Below are 21532 nucleotides of genomic sequence, written 5' to 3'. Positions count from 1 at the left end.
GAGGTTGCCATGCCTCGCATTACTTCATTTTACGGGCAGGTGTCTTTCTTCAGTAGGTGTGTATGCGTTTTTCTCGTATATACTCTGCCTCCAACTAAATTCTTATCCCTAAAATCATCAAATAAATCGCCGTCGCCCTCTCGGTAAGATATTAGCACTTTCACGCTTGCTACTATAGCCAATGCAATAATATGCTCGTCGTTTGATGCTATTTCACCTTCCAATTCATTCGCCTTTTCTTGTACACCTTCAGATACTAACTTAAGTTGACCCGCCCGCATCATCTGGTCTCTTAAGGGACTCATCCCTCCCTTTTCCCACTCATCCTCAAATTTTTCAGTGTTAGCGTAGACGATTTTGCCATTTCTGTTATCCAACCATTTCCACACAGGTGCCATATCTTCATCAGTGGGGTTCTTAAATTTACCAAAAGTATTTGCATCCAAAATTACACACATCACCTAATCTTCAAACCCCATAAGTCGTTTAGATTCTTTTAGAAAAAAATCCCTATAATGTGGTGGAACATTGATTAGATTCGCCTCCTTATCAAAACCGATATTATGGACATTGACAATATTTCCTTTGGGTTCAAAATAGATCAAGGACACATCTTCTGGACGGATATTTCCCTTTCTGATCTCAATGCGTGCACGATCAATCATATAATCGCTATGTGTCTCAATAATGAATGACTGATTGCCCTTGTTAGCCAATTTCACCAACAAAGAAGAAAATTCTGCCTGTGCTTTTGGATGCAAGTGAATTTCAGGTTGTTGTAATAAAGAAAAAAATGACTGCATTGGATCACGCCGAACATTCTTAGAAATACTCGGATTTAAAATCTGCACTAAAATTGGTAGAATCTGACTGACCCCGTAGCCGACATCAGTGATATTTGCTTTAGGACCACGTACTTTGACCTGTAGTTGGAATGGAGCACCCAAGGAGCGTCCAAAGTTTTTTACATCTATGTTCTCAAACAATCCAGAATTCCTACCAAACTCAACTAATTGTGTTTTTAACGCTTCCCAATTCTGCTCGTCGGTCGCTTCAATCCGCATTAAATACATCGGAACATCGCTGCCTTCTGGATCATCAAATTCCCTTGTCGGATCGTAAGTTCGTTTAGGACGTGAGCGAATAGGTGAAGTGCTAAATATGGATATGGTGTCCCATATATCCCATGGCTGATAGACGATGCTTGCCGCATTTCCAAGTGCTTTCAAATATTTTGCTAAGGCAGTTCTTCCTTCAATTTGCCCTTTTAGTGAATCTAAGGAGATATCAAGGAAGAGTCTGGTGAAAACATCATTTCTACAATCTATCCAATATTGATTTCGTTTTACATCAAAGGTGGTTAAGTGCTTCATCCATTCCAATTCACCTTTAATTTTATTAAAAACGATTGTTCCGTTACTGAATTTCACTGTGACCGAACTCACCGTGGGTTCAAATCCTTCCTTTTTCTCAACAAATTCAAATGTTGGTTCAACATTTTCATTGCCATATTTATGAGTGAATCCAAGTTTAAAAACTTTGTCTCTTTTTCGACTGTTTCTGACAATGTCTCTGAAGGTCCCCATGGAATAGGGGGCTAAATTAAAATCTACACCATTACCCCGCAAATAATTTGCTAATACATGGAAACAGGCAAGTGTTGTCGTCTTACCAGTACTGTTTTCCCCGACCAAAAAAGTCAACGGTCGAATTTCAAGTGTCTGGCGTTCACTGAAACAACGGACCTCTTCCATTATGAATTGGGTAATGTTCATTTTGTCATCTCCACAACCTCATTGTGTTGTCAACATTCTACTTAGATTCGATTCTGGGACATATTAATTTTCAGTATTCTCAATACATTTTATCCATTATGGTAACACATACAATCAGGACCTGTCAAAAGAATTCACTGAGATACACGGCTGTTTTGTCTTGGGGGCCTATTTGAAAAAAGCCTCTTTTTCCATGAAAGAGGCTTTAATTGATTTCGCTATGCCTTGGATTCTTCCAACGCTGTTCCCAAGTATCGCTGCAAAATACGGGATATATCCGTTTCTTTTCGACTTCGTTGTTGACGGAAACAGTCGGCTAAATCCTTACAGAAAGCGAAGAGATTCTCTGAATCATCGGTGTGCATCTGATCGAACAGAAGTTTGTATGTGGCGATGGCTGCGTGAGGTGGGTTTGCGGTGTCTACGATTTGTTGACTGTTAATTCGTCCCTGAATCAATAAATCTTCGGTGCACCATCCCAAGTGAACAAGCGTCCAATCCGTCATATACTGGGTAATTGCTTCAACGATTAATCCATAACCGTTCAATACATTCCCACCAATCCAGCAATGAAAAAGTTCATGAACAAAGAAATGGTATGCCAGATTCTGTTCTTGCTCGGTGTCACCATAGTTCTGCGGAAATTCACAGATGAATTTGACCTCTACGGTATACCCTTGAGCGGAGTGAACCTGTTTGTTTATCTCGGCGCGCGCACCTAAATTATTAGGTTCACAGATTCGGTCTTCGACTTCAATCACAGTATCCAAGCCCGGTCCCATGAGGCTTTCAAATTCCTGATGTGCCTGTTCTAAGAGTTCAAGCACCGTTTCAGGCTTCCACGGACGCTGTGTTTCCACTTTATAGGTGAAATGCTTTGAGGACGCGCTTGCACCCCATTCTGTCATGACCATCAACACATTCCTTTAGGCGCGCTTGAAATCAACGCGACGCAACGCAATATCCACGAGCAATAGAAATAGGGCAGCGATGAGGAACGGTCGCCATAGATGGATACGCAGCGCGACTTGCTCTTCAGGGGGACGGAACGCGTCCTCGGCTGAAGCGTTGAATTTTCCACCCGATACCGCAGCGAGTTGTGTAAGAAGCGCGTCATTGGCGTTATGAACGAGATATTCCTGTGGGTAAGAAACGACAGTGCCGGTAACTTGCGTATTGACGACTTCGCCTGCCTGTTTTTGCATGACATTCAGGAAATAGGGCCCAACGTCTTTCGTCGGAAAATCGAGTTCATATCGCCCAGGAGCGGTTTGTGTAACAGCGAGTTGTTTCTTCTTGAGATCGGGCGAAATAAGGGAAATATCGTTTTCCAGTTGATTCAGGAAATCTCCCGCGTCGTCAAGCGCATCAATAGCGAGATGCGCAATCCCCTTCTCCTTCCTGATTTCCGCCTGAAAATTGCTGAGCGTCGCCTTCCGCATTGTATCACGCACCAATTGCGTCCAGAACTTGCCATAGCCGCCCCAATCCAACCAATCCGAAGCCCAACGTGCTTTAGCATCAGAGGTAAACGCGACAGATTTCCCCAAACCATACTGCCAACTTGCCAGTAGCGGATCACCGCGGTCGGAAACAAGGAAGACTTCAGCCGTCGGACGCGGCTGCGTAGCAACATAACCGAGCAGAAAGGGTGCGAGTTCAAGATCTATTCCGCTCAAGACCTGAGTGGGCTTGATACGCTGCGGTATGAAAGGTTCGTCAATAATTGCAGATTTGGAAGCCGTAACAGTCTCCTTCGCGAAAATCTGTGGGATGCTATACGGGTCCTGCGTAAAGTAATCCCGTCCACCACCCCAGTTAGCGAGGTTGCCAAGGAGGTTCATGTCAGCACCACTCCCGATGCCGACCGTTGAGATCGTGATACGTTCGTTCCGCATAGAACTGGCAATACCGTACCAGTCCCCATCTTGTGACTGTCCATCGCTGAGGACGATGACGTGCTTGAGTTTCGCTGTCGTCTCCGTCAGGGCGAAATACGCCTGCTCAAGTGCCGGATAGAGATTCGTGCCACCACTCGCGGTGATTGAACCGATCTGATCGGAGAGGTACAATTTGTCCGAAGCATCATGCATCTCCGCAATCCAGAACGGGGAACCATCAAAGGCAACAACCCCTATTTTATCACGTTTCCCAAGCAGTTCAACGGTGGCACGCGCTGCGGCTTTTGCTAACTCAATCTTAATGCCACCCATACTCCCAGATTTGTCAATAACCAAGACCATTGCCAAAGAAGGCGTTTCTTTTTTCTTCTCTGTATCCGTGTGGACAGGCAAAATCGTTTCGATTGGCGTTTTGTAATAGCCACCGAGTCCGAAACTGTTTTCGCTGCCGAGCATCATGAAGCCGCCGCCGAGGTCTTGTACGTAGGTGCGGATAAGTTCCATCTGATTTTGGGTGAGCCGGTTAGCGGGCACATTGCTGAAAATAACGAGTTCATAGTTTTGCAAATCTGCGAGTTCATTCGGTACGCCCAATCCGTTACGGACATCAACGCGAATTTTGGCATCTTCAAGCGCGCGTGTCAGATAACGGGCTTGCGACTCGTTTTCATCGATGAGCAGCACTTTCGGTTTACCAGAGACCGAAACGATGCCGAGTGCACGGTTATTGTCGTAGCGCGTATCTTTGGTGGATCGGCAGAGCGCATCGTAAGTAAGCGTGCCGCTGTCCATAGCCGTTTGGGTAAACACTACCCGATTTTCACCCTCTTCAAGCCGAGCCTCCTGTTTAGCCACCTCGAATTTGTTCTTGAAGAGTCGGATCTCTGCTACATCTTCATGGTTGCTGTGGATGAGCACCTCTACATTGAACGGCGCACCCTGTTTGACCTGTGCTGGCATATCAAGTCTTTGAACCATGACCTCCGGTTCATCGCTCGGATATAGCGGCACCGTGTCGATTTGTATGCCGAAATCCTTCCCACGAAGTGCAGTGTGAACAGCGTCCCCCTGTGTCTCAACACCATCCGTGATAAGGACGATACGCTTATTCGCATTTGCGGGGAAAGTTCCCCATGCAGTCTCAATTGCCTGTGCGATGTTCGTTGTATCACCCGCGTCCTCATCCGTCTCCAGCCACGCCTGCTTGACTTCAGTGAGTTTCAATTCAGCATCAGGCTCATCTCCATTTTTCAGTAATGCTTGAACGACCTCCGCTTTGTCCGTAAATGCGATGAGACCACTTTGCTGGTTCCCGTCTCGTGATTTCAGTGCTTCGTTGACATAATCCGTCGCTTTCGTCAACCCATCGTCCGAGATACTATCCGAAATGTCCGCCAAAAACATAACCGCCAATTTATCATCTGTCTTCAGGTACTGGACATCGGCAACGCTCAGAATCAGCAGGACGACAATGATAATCCGAACAACCAAACTAATGACTCGCTGCGTCCGTGACAAATCCACGAGGCTCCGCCGGTAACCGTAGTAAAGAGCCGGTAAGAAAAGTAGCAGTAAAAGTAAAAGTGGGCGTGTAATTTCCATAATTTTATTGAGATATTCAGTTAGTGGTATTGTTTAGTGGCATTTCGCCATTAAATCCCTCTTTTCGTATTCGTAAATCAAAGTACAAAAGTGTAATGCCGATGACCCAAATCGGAAAAACAAGCGTTCTAACGATGAAACCCGTCCACATCATAATCGTGTAGAACAGTGGATCAGCATCAATGGACGTGTACATTACCGCCCATCGAAAGATGTCCATAGGGCTTACCGCACCCGCCAATCTTGTTAAAATAAGAATGAATCCGACTGTGCTCTCCAAGATACGCTGAACAGCGAAGGTTAACACGGAAAAGGAGATTAGCACTCCCCACACTCGCCACCAATTACCACGGGTTAGCCCGCTGCTCCTCTTAAACGCGCGTCGGATAGGGGATTCCTCAAGCAGAACAACTGAGGTAGCGAATGTCCAACGCACGGCATAGTAAATTGAGAAAGGTACAAAGGCGAACAGAATCAACTGTATCCATAACAACCCTGGTTTCATCACAAAAAATAGTAAAAAACTGATGATGTGCCACAAAGGAGTCTGAAGATAGATTGAGAAAGGCATAGAAACTAACCTAAGAAAAGCGAGCATGTAGGAAAAATGTATTAGAGGGTCGGTATCAACAGGAGAACCCGGAGCCCACCGAGTTATAGGATTTATCATAGAAATCATAGGAAAAACGACACCAATCCTTGATATATCAAAAGCCAAACTCCATACAAAAGCACACGCCAACACGTGCCAGAACCGATGTCTGGCTTGCTTCAATGCATTTCGGCTTGTAATACGCCCACTTAAATAGATTGTAGCCGTCGCTACGATTATTCCGCCCATACTTATAAGCGTGAAAGGTATATCAACAAGATCGACTACAAAATTTTTTCCAGAGAATTCAGGAAGGAACCTTTCAGATAAATATTCTACCAAAACCCCACAGAAATAGAGAATAATAATGCCCAAGAATAATAGAAAATGCTTCCGATAGAGACTAAAGGTTGTGTCCAGAATCTCGGCAAATCTCATCGGTTGAGGTGTGAATGTATTGCTGTTGTTCACCTATATCTCCGTTCACCAAGCATCGTAGCGGTTGGGGATGTAATACAAGGAATGGATTCAGTCTATTCCCAGACTGAATCCCCCAATCCGTGTGGACGAGGTGACCTCGCCCCTACTACCTTAATCGATTCGCCTCCGTTGATATAAAAACCATTCGACAACACTCAATCCGACAGCGAGGAATACCAAATAAACCCACGGTGGATAGTGCAAAAGCGCAGCACCGCTCGGTAACACCGATTCTTCGAGCAGGTCCTCAATTGCTGCGTCTGTCCCGATGTGTGACTCCATTTCATCAGCGAGATTGACTGCCCACAAAATTCCGTCATTCTCTTCCTCTGCAGAAGCGGCTGCTTCCAATGGGGAATCCTCCTCTCTTGTAGGTGTGGTTGCCTCCGATAACGATCCATTCGCAAGTTTCAGTTCATAAAAACCGGCACGTTGCGTTTGATCAAAAAGTATCTCACCCTGCTCAATAGGCATCTCCCACGTCTCATCTCCAGGTCCCGTGATTGTTACACTTCTCGGCACGTCTTGGGGTGAATCCGCTTCCGATAGCGGTTCAATCCGCTGTTGTAGGACTTCCCCTGTTTGGAGATAGTATTCTTGGATCCCCGTACGCTGTTGAAACCACTGAATCGTGTTGGCAATAATCACAGGAAAGGCAATGCGAAGCGGCAGATCAGATTGCAGAATATCAATGGCTGCGAAGACAATTTTCCGGTTCGGTGCAACGTCAACAAACAACACAGGTGACTCAAATGAACGGGCAAGCACCTCTGCTGTCGCCGGTGGCGTAATCTGATACGCCTCACCGATCTGAACGTTCTCAAGATGAACATGCCGTAGAATTGGGTGTGTCCGCTCCCAATCCGTGATAATCGGTGTTTCCAAGGATGCCCCGATGTTCCATTTCAGTTCCGTGCCGGAAGTTTCTAAAGATGAAGAACCAGCCGGTGGATAGATAAACATGTAATTTCCATCGCCAAGGGTCGGCGGACTGTATCGGTCAAAGATGACGACCTGATAGGCACGCTTGCCTTCCGAGTCATGGCTTTCAAGTGGTGCAGAGGATTCATACGCCGCTGGTGTGACAACGCTGAGATCAAGCTGTTCATCAACGGCGAGTGCTTTTTCAAGAAATGGATTCTCCTCTGTCACCAGCAGAACAGAGATACGCTCACGCTTCGGGAGTGCCGCATAAGCAACGTTGTCCGTGGAGAGTGCGTCTTCAATATCCAAAACGGCTTTGAGTTCTCCGCCTTCAAATGTAAAGTTGCTAAAAATCTCGGATTTGCTTTCGCCCGGCGCAAGCGTGTAGGGACGCACGTCAAAGAGGTCCTCCTTGAAATAGAGTTCAACGTTGAACTGTCGCTCCTCCTCTGAGGCATTCACGACGCGCAAAAGCGTTTCGTAATCAAAAGGGTTGACGAGACTCTTTCGGACGCGGAACTGCGTGATACCGACATTATTTTTCGCTTCTCCTATCCTGACCAGACGGTGCTTGATTTCTGAGTCTGGTTCTTCGGTATCCTTGTCCTGTTCTACTTTACTATTGAGTTTAACAAGCAGCGATTCGGAAACAGACTGGAAATCGCTGAAGATAACGATTTCGGGATTGGGCTTCGTTTGGGCAATCGCGGATGCTAAATCAAATGCTGGCTCAAGGTCCGTGCTGATGTCGGTTGGCTTGATTGCGTTAATCGCCTCCCGCAGTGATCTCTGGTGATTGGTAAATGGACTGTGAATTACAGGTTGCGTATGGGAACTAATCACAGTCATTTCGTCCATGAAACGGAGACCATCTACTGTTTGCAGTGCACGCTGCTTAGCAGATTCCAACCGCGTGCGTCCCTCGGAATCCTCAACGGCGTTCATGCTCGCTGACCGGTCAATAATCAATACGAGCTGCCGAGCCGACTTCGTTAGAAACGCGAACTGCGGTCGCGCCACAGCAAGTACCAAAAGTGCCAGAAACAGGAGCTGCAGCAGGAGCGATAGGAGATGCTTCAGTCTCTGAAACAGTGAGGTCGTCTGTCTCTCTCTGAAAAGTTCCTCCCAGAACATCAGTGTGGAGACAGGTTCGCGTCGCCGCCGCAGCCTGAGGATGTACAGTGCGACAATCGGAATAGCCAGCCCAAATAGAAAAAGTGAGGTCGGGGATAAGAAATTCATTTTTTAACGGTTGTCAGTTGTCAGTACGGTTTTCTGCGAAAACCTTTCAGTTTTCAGTTAAAGAGTTAAAGAGTCACTTGTGGCAGTCTGTTTTATCGGACCGATCACGCGTCTTAACTGGTAACTGACAACTATTAAGAGACGAAACCTCCCATCCTGAAGATGCGTAGGATGAGCTCCTCAAAGGGTGATTCTGTCGTCGTCCGTACAAGGCTGATTTCGCGTTGTGTGCAGTATAAATCCAGATCGTCGCAATATTTTTTGAAAAGTGCCTGATACCGTTTGATATGATTTTCGTTGATAGTGACTTGACGGAGCCGATCCGTTTCAACGTCAATGAGATGATAGTCACCGAGTAGGTCGGGGGTGACCTCTTTCTGATCAATGACCTGGATTACGAAGAGTTCATGCTTCTGAAACTTCAACACATTCAACCCATTTGCAAACCCACTCGGATCAAAGAGGTCAGAAATTAGAACGACAAGCCCGCGGCGTTTGGTCGTATGAATGAAGTTGTGGAAGGCGTTCTCCAAATCCGTTTCGCCGGTACCATTAATCTGCTCAAGAAAGTCAAGCACGGTGAAAATTTTACCTTTGCCACGCTCTGTCGGGAGCCGATGCACACGCGTGTTGTTGAAGGCGGTAATGCTAATCCGGTCGAGGTTGGATAAACCGATGTAGGCGAGCGCAGCAGCGACGCGTTTCGCGTAGGTTAACTTCGGCAATTCGCCGTAGGTCATTGACCGACTCGCATCAACGAGGAAATAGATGTGCAGATCCTCCCGCTCCTCATAGAGTTTCAGCAGGAGTTCATCCAAACGTGCGAAAGCGTTCCAATCAATATAACGAAAATCGTCGCCCGCGGTATAGTTGCGATAATCAGCAAATTCGACACTGACACCTCGGCGTGTACTCCGCCGCTCCGCTTTGATGCGTCCGGCAAAAATCTTTTTGGAGACGATATAGAGGTATTCAAGTTTTTTGAGGAATTCGCTGTCGAAGGCAGCCTGTGTATCGTTCATCATTCAATCGCTTCCAGCAAATGCTGAATGATGCCATCGGGATCAATCCCTTCCGCTTCGCCTTCAAAGCTGAGGATGAGACGATGCCGCAGGCTTGGCAAGGCAACAGCTTGAATGTCTTCACGGGCAACATTGTACCTGCCATCGAGAATTGCCCGGACCTTTCCACCGAGAATTAACGCCTGTGCGCCACGGGGACTCGAACCGTAGCGGACATACTTCTTGGTGAGTTCTGGGGCATCTTCTGCTTCGGGGTGTGTACCCAATATCAGCTGCAAGGCGTACCTACGCACGTCCTCAGCGACGAGAATATCCCGGACACTCTGTTCCAACATATTGATCTGCGCACCATCACAGACTTTATCAACAGTTGGCATCTCACGTCTCGTCGTGCGCTCCATAACGAGGTCGAGTTCGTCAAGGCTTGGGTATTCAACCTTGAGTTTGAAAAAGAAGCGATCAAGTTGCGCTTCGGGCAACGGGTAGGTACCTTCCATCTCCAAAGGGTTTTGTGTCGCCATAACAAAGAAAGGCAGATCCAATTCCCGCTGCTGTCCTGCAACGGTCACAGATTTCTCCTGCATCGCCTCTAACAAAGCTGATTGTGTCTTAGGAGTCGCTCGGTTGATTTCGTCGGCAAGGATAAGATTGGCGAATACGGGACCGGGTTGGAATTCAAAGAACTTGCGTCCCTCTTCATCTTCAGCAACCACAGTGGTACCGATAATGTCCGCTGGCATCAGATCCGGCGTGAACTGAATTCGGGAAAATTTGAGGTCCAACACCTCGTGCAGCGTTCGGATTAGCAAGGTTTTGCCTAACCCAGGGACACCTTCTAACAGTGCATGTCCTCCCGTCATGAGGCAGATCAGAACACCCTCAATGATTTCCTTTTGCCCAACAATTCGTTTGGAAACCTCTTGTTGTATTTTCAGGAAAGTCTCACGGAATTCTTCATATTTTTCTTCAGCGTGTTCGGACATGTTTCTCCTATAGTATAGTTTCCAGTCGTCAGTCGTCAGTTAATCTCTGTGGTGGTAACATTTTCTGCCAGTGCCACAACATATCTCTTAACTAATAACTAATAACTGATAACTATTTACTACTCGGCTTAATGGATTCAAAGTAGCGTTTCACGTAAAACTTATAACCCAACGGAATCTGTTCTTGGGTGAGGACATCCTCAGAAAGCTTCTGATACTTCGTGTACGCCTCTTTATAACTCACAGCGGATTGTTGTCCTTCTGCAGATGCCTTAGAGGTTTGGACGGTCGAAGCACCCTCTCCTTGGACACCCGTAATCTGTTCAAGATTCAAGACAGAATCAAGAGATGTCACTTGACCGAGTTGACTCGCCGATGTTGTGTTGCCTACCCCATTGCTCGGACTGACGCTCAGTGCCTTTGCCAATCCCGTAGCCTTATTAATTCCAGCGGCACTACAAGCCCCAGCGATACCTGCCTTACAAGCCTCACATTCGGAAAGTAGTTCCGCTAACCGCACATTTCTATTTTTAAGGAGGGCGAGATCCCGAATCTTTTTGCTTGAGGCGCGGAGCCGAACTCTTGCCCCTTCGATATTGTCACCATCCAAACCTTCGCCTGCTCCTGACAGCTCGCTTCCAAGTCCATCGAGATCGCTACCTTCGAGGTGTTTCCCACCCCGTTTGAGCGCATCGGCAAGATTTTGACGTTTCTCCTTATCGGACTTTGGCAAATCTTTGGTTACGTCGTCAAGTTTCGTTGCTGCTTGTTGATAATCGCCGCGTTTCAACTGGTGTCCGAATTCGCCGAGGTAGGGATTACCGATGAACTGTTGCCCTAACCCCTTCATGAGTTCTTGCTGCTGTGCCATCTTGAGCGGATCAATCTTCGTCTTCAAAAGCGCGCTCAACTCAGTCATTCTGGCAAGTGCCTCTTTCGGAGCGATCTGCGGTTTTTTCAATTCCAATGCTCTTTTCTCAATCTCTTCCAAGAGCTCCTCAAGCTCCGTATCCTCGTCCCGTTCCGCCTCCTTCTTCACTTCCTCAATCCGTTTCAACAGCGTGTCTGCTTCGGCTGCGATTTGCGGTGAGAAGTCAATCTCCGTTGAAGTTGCTGAGGGAGCGAAAAATTCAACAAATGAAAAAGTAACGAGGAAAGCAGCGATGAGCACAATGAATTTCGTCTCGCGCGGGACAACGTAGCGGGCGACCTGCTTCACGGGTACTGCTTTTAACCTGTTAGAGGTATCCTGAAGTTGCAGAGCCGTCAAGGGTTCATCAATCCGCTGCTGAATTTGTTCCAAGCCGCTTATGACACGGTCCTTGAGGGAAGCATCTGTGTCAATTCTCCGCGCCGTCTCGTAGAGGCTCACAGGGCGAATGAGGCGAACCGCAAAGGCACTCACAGCAATACCGAGCACCACCCAAAGAAAAACGAGGGGTGGAACGTTAAAGGACGTGACGCTGTCAACAATAACTAACGGAACACACGCCAAAAATCCGTAGAAGAGGAACGTCGCGAAGGTCTGAAAATACCGTTGAATGTTCAGACGGTGACGGACGTGCCGAATTTTTTCGAGAATTAATTTTTCGTCCATGAGGCTTCTCCTTCTTTACTTTTTGTATGTCTGTTCTTTGAGCGCAGTTGTAAACCGCATCTATAACTTAAATCCCTACAGAAGTTTAGTCTCCTTAGCAGCGTAGGTTGGGTTGAACGGATTCCATCAAATCTCCGAAAAGTTAAAGAGAATGAAATCCATCGATACACATTACATCAAACAGAAACTGAGTGAAACCCAACGCCTTTGTTGCAAAATTTCCCAGATTCTGGCGGTATGAAGTTGGGTTTCGCTGCGTTGTTAAGTGGATATGACCACCTATCAAACTTCACGCGTATTTGTAACACCACATCCTGCTTTTGAGTTCCGCTCAACCCAACCTACAAGACTACCTGCCTTAGGGAAAGCAGTGAATTGCGCCACTACAAACCCAGAATTATTTACTACTACCAGTTAATTCTCCTCTGAACTGCTGAGTTTTAAATCCGCAAAGGGTTCTCCATCCATATTGGTAAGCCGTAGATAGAATCCCAAAGCGTGTGTATTCTCACTACAAACTTTGACAAGAATACCGTTTTCACCGGCTTTGAGCGTTATCGGAATGGTATCCTGATGCATCGCGAAGTCATGGGATTCACTATGTGTAAAGACCTCTTCGCCGTTTAACCAGAGTTTCGCCTGAACACCGCTGCTGAAATGGAATTGGGCTTTTCGCTCGTCGGGTGAGTTCACGGTCGTCCAAGCGTAGGCTGTACTCCAATTGACGTTTTTGTCGAGGATTTGTCGAAAATCAATGAATCCATCGAACGTATCATCCGCCTGCTTCTTCCAACGCACCTGCTCATCTACACCCTCGTATTCCGCAGTTGTGTCAAACTGCGTCTCGGTCTCCGGGATGTAAGCCTTATTATAACCGATTCCGTCTGCATTGTCAAACGTACCAATGATCCACCACGCATTCTCAGCGATGAAGGCAGTTTTATCCATATACGCTTTCGCCTTCTCAGGGAGATCGCGTTCATGATAGAACTGTGCCAATGCTACATTGGCATGTAGTTGAGTCGTCGGATTACTGGAAGGGAGATTTACCAGTTCCTTCACCATTTCGACGTAACGCTCTTCGTCCTTGGCATTCTTGCCTGCTTGAGCAACACCTGACCAAAACCGCCTCCCCGTATCTGAGTATCTCTGACTCATACCGTTCATAGCGCGCTTGAATTGTTCCAATGCTTCCTCATACCGGTCGTTCGTGACATAAGCATCCGCCAACGTTAAGGCGAAACTCCAATCACTCCGCATCTGTGAGGCGCGTTCGGCGAGTTCCAACGCCACCTCCGGCATGATGCCCTTTCTCAGAAGCTGATCAGCAAGCAGACGATAGTCCCACTCGCGTTGATTCCGATTCACCTCTTTCTGTCGAATCGCCAGCCATTCGGCGTATACAGCGTCCGCTTCTTCTGCATCCTCTGCTTCTTTGTAGGCATCCCCTAACAGTTCAAGTAGCATAGCATTTGTGCGCTCTTTTTCGTCAAAATCCGACCTCACTTCTTCAAGGACAGCGAGGCCCTTGTCCTCTTGATCCGCATCAGCGTACAGCTTCCAGATGCCTCGGAGGGCACTACTATATTCGTGATCCTCAAGAGAAGCATCTAAGGCGCGACGGTATACCGCCTCCGCCTCGGATAACCGATCCGCTTTCACGTGCGTTTGTGCCAACGAACTGTAGGATTGATATGAAGTCGGCTCAAGTTCAATCGCTTTTTCATAAGCAGCACCCGCCTTCGCTAAGCGCGCGGCTTCGTCTCCCTGACGCGATTTTCGGGTGAGGTCGCCGATTTTTTTGTGCCACTCAGCGTTATCGGGTTGAAGTTCGACAACTTTCTCATATTGCGCAACTGCCTCGTCAACTTTACCGCTCCACTCGTAGGTTTGAGCAAGCTCGAAGTGGGCATCCGGATCGTCGGGATTGTTCTCAACCCGCTGCAACTGTTCGGGAATTTTCTTTTCATAAAGGTTACCTTCTCTATGTACCCGGCGTAAGGATGCTTCCGCCCGATCCCGCTCATAATTGTGTCTGGAGAGGTTTACCACCTGTTGATAGGCATTAGCAGCTTCTTCGTACTGTTTCGTGCCTAAGTAACTCTTCCCAAGAATCCCATATAAATTCCCGACACCGGACGAGAAACCACCGAATCTTGAACTTGCAGCAATCGCATCTTCAACGAATTTGATGGCAGCGTCATACATTTCCCCTTCAAGACAGATAGATGCAAGTGCCGCGAGGAACCACATATCCCCGCTGCGGTTGTTCGCCGAAAGCGCGACTTCCCCTTGGTCCATCAATTCTTTTGCCAACTCAGGTTGGTTCGTCTTATAGAGAGCGGCAGCAGCATAGTAAAAACCGCGGACATTGCTGGGCTGCGCTTTACAGAGTGCCTGATAGGCTTCCGCCGTCTTTTCATGATTGTCGGCATTCCGATAAATTTCAGCGATCATCTCAAGCAGTGCTGGATTATCCGCATCCGCTTCAAGCTTACCCTCAAAGATGTCCGTCAACGCTTCAAGTTTTCCTTGATTCTTATAGGCGTTAATCAAGGTTTCACGTGCCTCATCTCCACCGAACATGACTTTGATACCTGACGGACCGTGGTGGATTGATACACCCGTTGAGCGGGACTGAGACTGCGTTTCATAGAGTTCCATTGCCAAGTCGTTTTCGCCGAGTTGCGCGTAGACTTGTAGCAGCTCATTAGCGATGTTACTTCGATCCCATCTTTGGGAGGTCATCTCCAATGCTTTCTTGTAGGCAGTGACGGCTTTTTCCAATTCGCCAGCGTTACGGTACTCTTGGGCGCGCTCCTGTTGCATCTCAAGCGTCAGCGTGCCTACCTCCTCTGCCTGCTTTAGCATCTCCTCCAACTTACCTTGACGGCGGTAGAGATCCATGAGCTGCCGTTCAATATTCCGTCGTTCCCACTCCTCACCGGTGTGTTGAATGGCATCCGCAAACGCTTTTTCTGCCGCGTCAAGGTCATCTTTACGGAGATAAAGCTGCGCCAACTTGAGGTATGCCTCTCCATCGCCGGTACCGAGTTCAATCGCTTTTTTATAGGTGTCAATAGCCGTATCCACTTGATCGTCAGCAGCGTAAAGCTCAGCAAGTCGGACATGGTGAACACTACTTTCCGGATCCGATGCAATGTATTGCTGCGCGAGTTCAAGTGCCTCATCGGTTTTGTCGGCATCTCGGTAGGTATCAACAAGTCCGTCCTGATACTTCGTATTCTCTGGGTCCGCTTCGAGTAACGCGCTCCAGATGTCAACTGCTTTATCGTGCTTATTTTGGCGTGAATAAAGCCTTGCAAGTTGTGCTTGTGATTCAAGGTCTTCAGGCATCACCTTTGCAATCTGCTCGTAAATATCAATAGCCTTCTTGACCTGACCGCTCCGAGCATGTTGCTGCGCTAATGTTCGCTGCATTCCAACGTTGAACTTCGGCACTTCTTCAGGCGTTCGGGTTGTAGTTGTGGGTCCATCGCGTCGTCGTTTAATCTCCGCCAACTGCCGCTGCGCCTGCTCTCGCGTCCACTGTTGCGTTGAGAAATCATTGATGATTTCGTTAAAGAGTACTTCGGCATCATCGAACATTTCGTGTTGCATGTATGTGTTCGCTATCTGCTCTTTTTCGTAGAAACCCCTCCCTTGCAACAGTCGGAGTGTTCCCATCTTACGGAACGCATCCTGTGCTTTCTGCTTCTCGTCTTCGCGAGCGTACACTGTGCCGAGTTTTTGGTAACTTTCTGAGAGCCCCCACGTATCCCCTGGGTTCATCTTTGCAATTGCGGTCTCAAGCAGGAGGCGTTCACGGTCCCGGTCGCTCGCGGTTCGATAGGCATCCGCGAGACTGTTCAACCATCGGCTGTTTACTAATACGGCATCATCATCAAGCAATCGGTCAACGAATGTTTTTGACCCTTCGAGATCGCCTGCAGCAATCTTCATTGAGGCAACGAGGTAGAGCAACGCCGGGTCTTCCGGCTTCTCAGCGAGTTTCGCCTCATATTCCGTTACCAACGTTTCTATTCCACCCGATGTTTTATGAAGCTCGGTAAGCTTCGTTACAATTTGGACTTGTGCATAAGAATCTTGTGTAAGTTTCTTATCCAGATGGTCTAGTTTCTCACGCAAGAACTGGATGGCTTTCTCTGGTTCACCGACAGCAGCGTAAGCAGACGCTAAATCGTTATATGTATAGGTCTGGTCAGGTTGAACCTCAATAATCTTTTCATAGAGTTCAATCGCCGCTTTGGCTCTGTTATTATCCATACACTCGCGTGCTACGCTTCGAGCGAAATCGTTGCCGAAATTCCTGCCAACAGACGGCACGATCATCTCTTTTGCCAGCGAAACGAGTTCATCAACCTTGCTTGCCTGGAAGAAGGTTTCCATTACCTCCCAATAGTTATAACCCATCGCATTTGGGTTGTCTTTGAGGAGGACGATGTATTGGGTAACAGCCTCTTTCGCCTGCCCGCTTCGCTGGAGCATCTGCGCGTACCGTTGTCGAGTCATGTTGTCCTTAGGGCGCAGTTCAAGTGCTGCCTCAAACGCGTCCGATGCCTTTTTCAGTTGAGTGGTACTTTCGTAGAAGGTCGCCAGTTTGACGCGCGCTTGGAACGAATCCGGGTCATTTTGGACGGCCGCAACCAATTGCGGTTCGCGCTCCCGTATGGCTTTGGAACGCCCGACCATTTGTGATGCTTGCTGAAAATCCCATGAGTACAGCGTCTGACCGTACCGGTCACGTTGGTTCGCAAAACGCAGGGCCCGTTCAGCAATACGCGCTGCATCCTTCCCGCGACCTAAATCCTCTAAATGGCGCCCTAAATCTATCAGGAAGTTTGGATCGCGTTGTGACATTGCCAGCACCGCTGCTTTCTTGGCGACAGCGATGGCGTACTGCGTAAGCCCACTCTGTTGGAGTTTTTGCGAGAATTGATGCAGTTCCCGAACACCGATCGGCGAATTCAGTACCTTTGTTACCAACTCACGGACAGCGACGGTGTCCCCTGTATGTGCGGCGAGTTGGAGTGTGAGGTTATAATACTGATGGCGGTTTCTTGGATCTGCCGCGGCAAGTTCCTCAAGTAAATCTAACACTTCCGTATGCTGTCCCGTCTGAACAAGGACGAAAACGGTGTTGAGTTTGAGCGTAAGGTCATCAGGGAGTTCCTTTTGCAACGCCGACAGGATTTCCTCTGATTTGTCGCGCTGTCCTTCCCACCAATAGCAATAACTCAACGCTAAACCCGGATAGATGCGTTCCCTGCCTTTCGCGCCATCCAACTCAGCCTGCAATTTGGCGTACAAAACGTCCTGTTGATTTGCGATCCACAACTGGCTGAAAACCTGCTGGAGATACTGCAAACGGCCCTGATCGTAGTAAGTTGTGGGCGATGGGTAACTTGATTGAAGCGGTGAATAACCACTGTAGGAGTGAGAGGCGCGTGCGATGTTTGAGACGCGCCGTGCACTCGCTGTGTAGGGTTTAGTTCGCTCAAAGAATGTCCAGAGCAGGGCAACCGCTTTGTCTGTCTGCTCCGCACGAACGTAAGCACTAACGAGACTCTGATAGATACCTCTATATTGGCTCCACTGTTGCTGTATAGGTGACGGTCGTCCCATCGTCAAAGTCTGGGGTCCTGTGGGAAGTGCTGGTATTGGAAGTTGCGCGAGGATTCTCTCCGCCGCGTCGGTCCTGTTCATCTGCGCGAGGGTACTCACCAGCATTGAACCGGTGCCGAGATCGGTTATCTCTGCTGTCTCAAGCTCTGCCGCCAGTTTTTCAGCATCTGCTTTCGATCCACGACGATAGAAATCGCCAGCATATTGAGCGATATACCAGAGTCGTGCCTCGGGTGTCAGTCCGGTTATTTCATCAAGGTATTTTTTCAAAGTTTCATAATCAATGTCCTGCCGCATTGAGCGACTCAATCGCAGGCTTCGATAGAGAGGATCGTTCGGGGATACAGCAAGCAACCGATCAATTGTTTCTTTCGTCTTGTCGGTGTTGTCTGTCAAGATATAGATCTGCACCAGTGTTTCGAGATTCTGGACGTTCTTCGGATTCGCGTCCGCCTCTGCCTCAAATTGTTCAATCAGTTCCGTCAATTTCCGCTGCTGTTGTGCGATTGTTGTCAACTGCACGAGTGCACCGGCTTGTGCCTCCTCAAAGCTTTTCGGTATCCACCGCTGTCCGCCGCTGCCTCCAAAGGGCTGTCCTTGAATATCCCAGATGAGTTGCTGCGGGAGATCGAATTTGCGTATGTTGATTCCAGGAGGACCCCACCCTGAACGACTCGCAGTGACGTTCTGTGTTGTGCTCTTAGGGGGTTCGGGCATGTCCAGAATCCGTTGGAAATGAGGTTGTGCGCGGTCAAACTCGTTCATTTGAACCAACGCTGCACCGAACTGATATAGCGCAATATGGGTATCTGTCCCCGTTATCTTTTCCGCCGCGCGGTCAAGGACAGAAATCGCTTCATCGAGCAGCCCGTGCCGAATCAGCAAAGTCGCGAGCCGAATCTCCGCCTCAAGCGGTTGATTCTTGGCATGCAGCAATTTTGTCCACGCTTGGATTGCCTCCTGTTCGCGTCCGACATCAAAGAGTAACTCACCGAGTCGCTGCTGATGGATCGGATCGGGTTGCGCCTTAGCGAGTCGCTGTTGATAGGTGAGTGCCTCTTGGGTGTCACCAAGGTCAAGACTGACTTTGACGAGTTGTGCCAACAGATCCGAATTTTCACGCTCCTGATCTAATGCCCGCGCCAATTGGAAACGTGCGCTTGGTAAGTCGCCCTCCATCTGATAAAGCTCCGCCAAGGCAACGACAGGACCTACGCCAAACGTATTCGTCTGCGACATCTGTTTCAGCTTTTCTTCTAACTCACCGCGTCGTCCCAAATCGTAATATATCTCAGAGAGCGGTTTGACGAATGCAAGTTTATCATTCACACTCTCGCTTAACTCCCAGCACCGCCAGTACTGCTCAATCGCCTGTCGGGGATTCCCCGAAATTTTATAAACCTCTGCCAGTTCAGAACGTATATCGGTCGCTTCTGGTCGAAGGCGAATCGCCTGCTTGAGGCTGTCAACAGCGGTTTCATAGTTGCCAAGCTGCTTAGCGATCAACGCGAGCATCTGATGTCCTTCAGGATTGCGGGGACTGTGCGCCACTGCCTGTTTCGCTGCGTCTGTCGCAGTATCAAAATCCATAATTGCCAGATGGGCGCGCGCAATGTTTGCATAGTATTCCCGCGCATTCGCACTATCAACTTCAATCAAATGTGCGTAGATAGCATCCGCTTCATCGCGCAAACCCTGTCGGGTATAGACCTCCGCAAGCCAACGGTTGATGAGTATATCATCGGGTTGGAGTGCTTTCGTCTTCAAAAGCACTTCAATTGCGTAGGTAATATTACCCAACTTGAGGTACATCTTGGCAAGCTGCTTCTGTTGGGTAAAGGCATCAGCCGGAGCAATTTCCTGCTTGTTAAGTTCCGCCTCCAATGCCTCAATTTTTCCAACAAGCGTCCCTTGCCGCCGATAGATTTCGATTTGCTGGTCAGCCATCTGTTCAGCGAAGAATTCGTTGGGTGCGAGTTTCTCCGCCTCAGCATATTCTGCCAATGCCTCGTCGTAGTTCTTCGTCTCTGTGAGCCGCTGCGCCAGTGCTTCACGATAACGATAGGCATCGGGCATCAACGTAACCGCTTCCCGACTCGCAGCGATGGCTTCGGTGCGAAAATCCTTGGCATCAAGTAACTTCGCCAATCGGTCATAGTTCTCAGCAGTTGCTTTGTCACCTGCAACCAGTTGATTCCACGTCTCCACAGTCTTTTGACGGTTTCCCTGACGGAAGTAGAATTCGCCGAAAAATTCAATATAGTCAAGATTGTTGAGGTCAACGGAAATCGCTTTTTGGTATGCTGCGATGGCATCGTCTATCCAGTCATTTCCAGCATAAATTTCGGCGAGGATAAGGTGTGTTCCTGCGTTATCGGGGTCTCGGTCAAGCATCCGCTGATATGTTGCCCTTGCCTTGCTTTCATCTTCCAACTGCAAGTACAACTCGCCGAGTTCGCGGTAGATGCCGAAATCGTCAGGTTGTTGCTCGCTGAGGGATTCATAAGCAGTTGCTGCGTCTTCAAATTTCTCAGCACTGCGGAGGGCGGTGATTAAATTTAATCGGATTCCAGCGTCTGTCGGGGCGAGTTCTGCTGCCTTCTGATATGTAGTGATACCTTCATCTAATTGATGGTTCTCAATGTATGCGGCAGCGAGCAGACCGATGAGTTCGGGATCGTTCGGTGTGTCCTCAAGTTTCTGTTGATAGTGCGCAATCAGCCCTTCCCAATTGCCATCAGCGGCGTAAATACCGATAATGCGGTGTTGAAGATCTTTCCGCAGCCAATTGCCCGGTGCTGTTAAAGCCATCGCAGTATCGTAACTTTGAATGGCATCCTCATAATCGCCTTTTGCCTCGTGAATGTTCCCAATTTCTCGACGACTCAAGCAGATCCGATATGGATCCTCTGTTTTAAGTTGAATAATCGCTTCATGTTGTGCGATTGCCTGATCATAGAGTTCCTGCTCTCGGAAAAGATCCGCGAGTTCAATACGGGAAAAGATGTTTTCCGGATCAAGTTCAGGGATTTTTCCCCACGCCGCAATTGCTTCGTCCACCCGGTCTCGACTGAAGTAGGCGCGCCCAAGTGCTTTATATACATCCATCAACTCTTCAGGAGATGCCGCCTGTGTTTCTTCCGACAATTCTGCTGCCTTCGTCAACGCACCGATCGCCTCTTCGTGCCGCCGCAACGTTGCATACATCTGTCCCAACGCGAAATGCGCGTAATAATCGTTCGGAGCAAGCTCAACAGCGCGTTGATACGCTGCAACAGTCTCAAGGTCCTTTCCAAGACGTTTGTAGATGTGTCCCAAGATGAGTTGAACGTTTGAATCGTCCGGTTTGGCTTGTGCCTCCGCTTGATAGTCGGTTACCATAGCATCTAAACCCGTCCCTTCCAGATAAAACTGGTAGAGTCGATCAAACGTACTCCCCTCTTTCGGATTGCGACTGAGCATTAGTTTGTAGCGTTCAATGATCTGTTCGTCTTGGGCAAAACTAATCGAGGAAAGATAAAAGGTGCAGGATATAAGATACAACACACATACGACAACTGAGAATTTTTCTCGTCCAAACATGGAAGGATCTCCTTGAGTGAATAGGCAGCTTTGGAAAAGCACTTAGAACTTTTGAGGATTTTACATCCCACAAAACACCTCTCCTTCGCTGGCGAGGTTTGTAACCTCGCCTTCCACAATGTCTAATTAATTGAGGGTGTTTCATAAATAATAGTTGCCAAAAGTCAGGATACTGGGTATCCTTCA

Annotated in this window: 10 protein-coding genes; all 10 read right to left on the bottom strand. The window is 48.2% G+C overall.

Annotation, left to right across the window (positions count from 1 at the left end):
* Positions 1 to 29: 29 nt before the first annotated feature.
* The 10 genes from OXH39_11715 to OXH39_11670 all read right to left on the bottom strand — a co-directional run bounded on the left by OXH39_11715 (position 30) and on the right by OXH39_11670 (position 21346).
* Positions 30 to 458 (bottom strand): hypothetical protein, encoded by a 429-nt coding sequence (locus tag OXH39_11715; protein MCY3551117.1) that lies wholly within the window; start codon positions 456 to 458, stop codon positions 30 to 32.
* Positions 459 to 461: 3 nt separating this feature from the next.
* Positions 462 to 1775: an AAA family ATPase gene (locus tag OXH39_11710; GenBank protein MCY3551116.1), complete on the bottom strand. Its 1314-nt coding sequence runs from the start codon at positions 1773 to 1775 to the stop codon at positions 462 to 464.
* A gap of 218 nt (positions 1776 to 1993) precedes the next feature.
* Complete coding sequence (locus OXH39_11705) at positions 1994 to 2689, bottom strand: hypothetical protein (GenBank protein ID MCY3551115.1); 696 nt, start codon at positions 2687 to 2689, stop codon at positions 1994 to 1996.
* A gap of 12 nt (positions 2690 to 2701) precedes the next feature.
* Complete coding sequence (locus OXH39_11700; protein MCY3551114.1) at positions 2702 to 5278, bottom strand: VWA domain-containing protein; 2577 nt, start codon at positions 5276 to 5278, stop codon at positions 2702 to 2704.
* A 16-nt stretch (positions 5279 to 5294) separates the two neighbouring features.
* Positions 5295 to 6341 carry a hypothetical protein gene (locus OXH39_11695; protein MCY3551113.1) on the bottom strand — a complete coding sequence of 349 codons (1047 nt, stop codon included), beginning with the start codon at positions 6339 to 6341 and terminating at the stop codon, positions 5295 to 5297.
* A gap of 120 nt (positions 6342 to 6461) precedes the next feature.
* Positions 6462 to 8516 carry a BatA and WFA domain-containing protein gene (locus tag OXH39_11690; GenBank protein MCY3551112.1) on the bottom strand — a complete coding sequence of 685 codons (2055 nt, stop codon included), beginning with the start codon at positions 8514 to 8516 and terminating at the stop codon, positions 6462 to 6464.
* Between the two features lie 134 nt (positions 8517 to 8650).
* Positions 8651 to 9541 (bottom strand): DUF58 domain-containing protein, encoded by an 891-nt coding sequence (locus OXH39_11685; protein ID MCY3551111.1) that lies wholly within the window; start codon positions 9539 to 9541, stop codon positions 8651 to 8653.
* Positions 9538 to 10521 (bottom strand): MoxR family ATPase, encoded by a 984-nt coding sequence (locus OXH39_11680; protein MCY3551110.1) that lies wholly within the window; start codon positions 10519 to 10521, stop codon positions 9538 to 9540. Before OXH39_11680 ends, OXH39_11685 begins: the two co-directional genes overlap by 4 nt.
* A 112-nt stretch (positions 10522 to 10633) precedes the next feature.
* Positions 10634 to 12118, bottom strand: coding sequence for a hypothetical protein (locus tag OXH39_11675; protein ID MCY3551109.1), 1485 nt, complete (start codon positions 12116 to 12118; stop codon positions 10634 to 10636).
* 414 nt (positions 12119 to 12532) lie between these two features.
* Positions 12533 to 21346, bottom strand: a complete 8814-nt coding sequence (locus OXH39_11670) for a tetratricopeptide repeat protein (protein ID MCY3551108.1) — start codon at positions 21344 to 21346, stop codon at positions 12533 to 12535.
* Positions 21347 to 21532: the final 186 nt, after the last annotated feature.

The organism is Candidatus Poribacteria bacterium, assembly GCA_026702755.1.
Lineage (GTDB): Bacteria > Poribacteria > WGA-4E > WGA-4E > WGA-3G > WGA-3G.
Note: the sequence above shows the minus strand (reverse complement) of the source record. Positions and strands in the feature narration are given on the sequence as shown.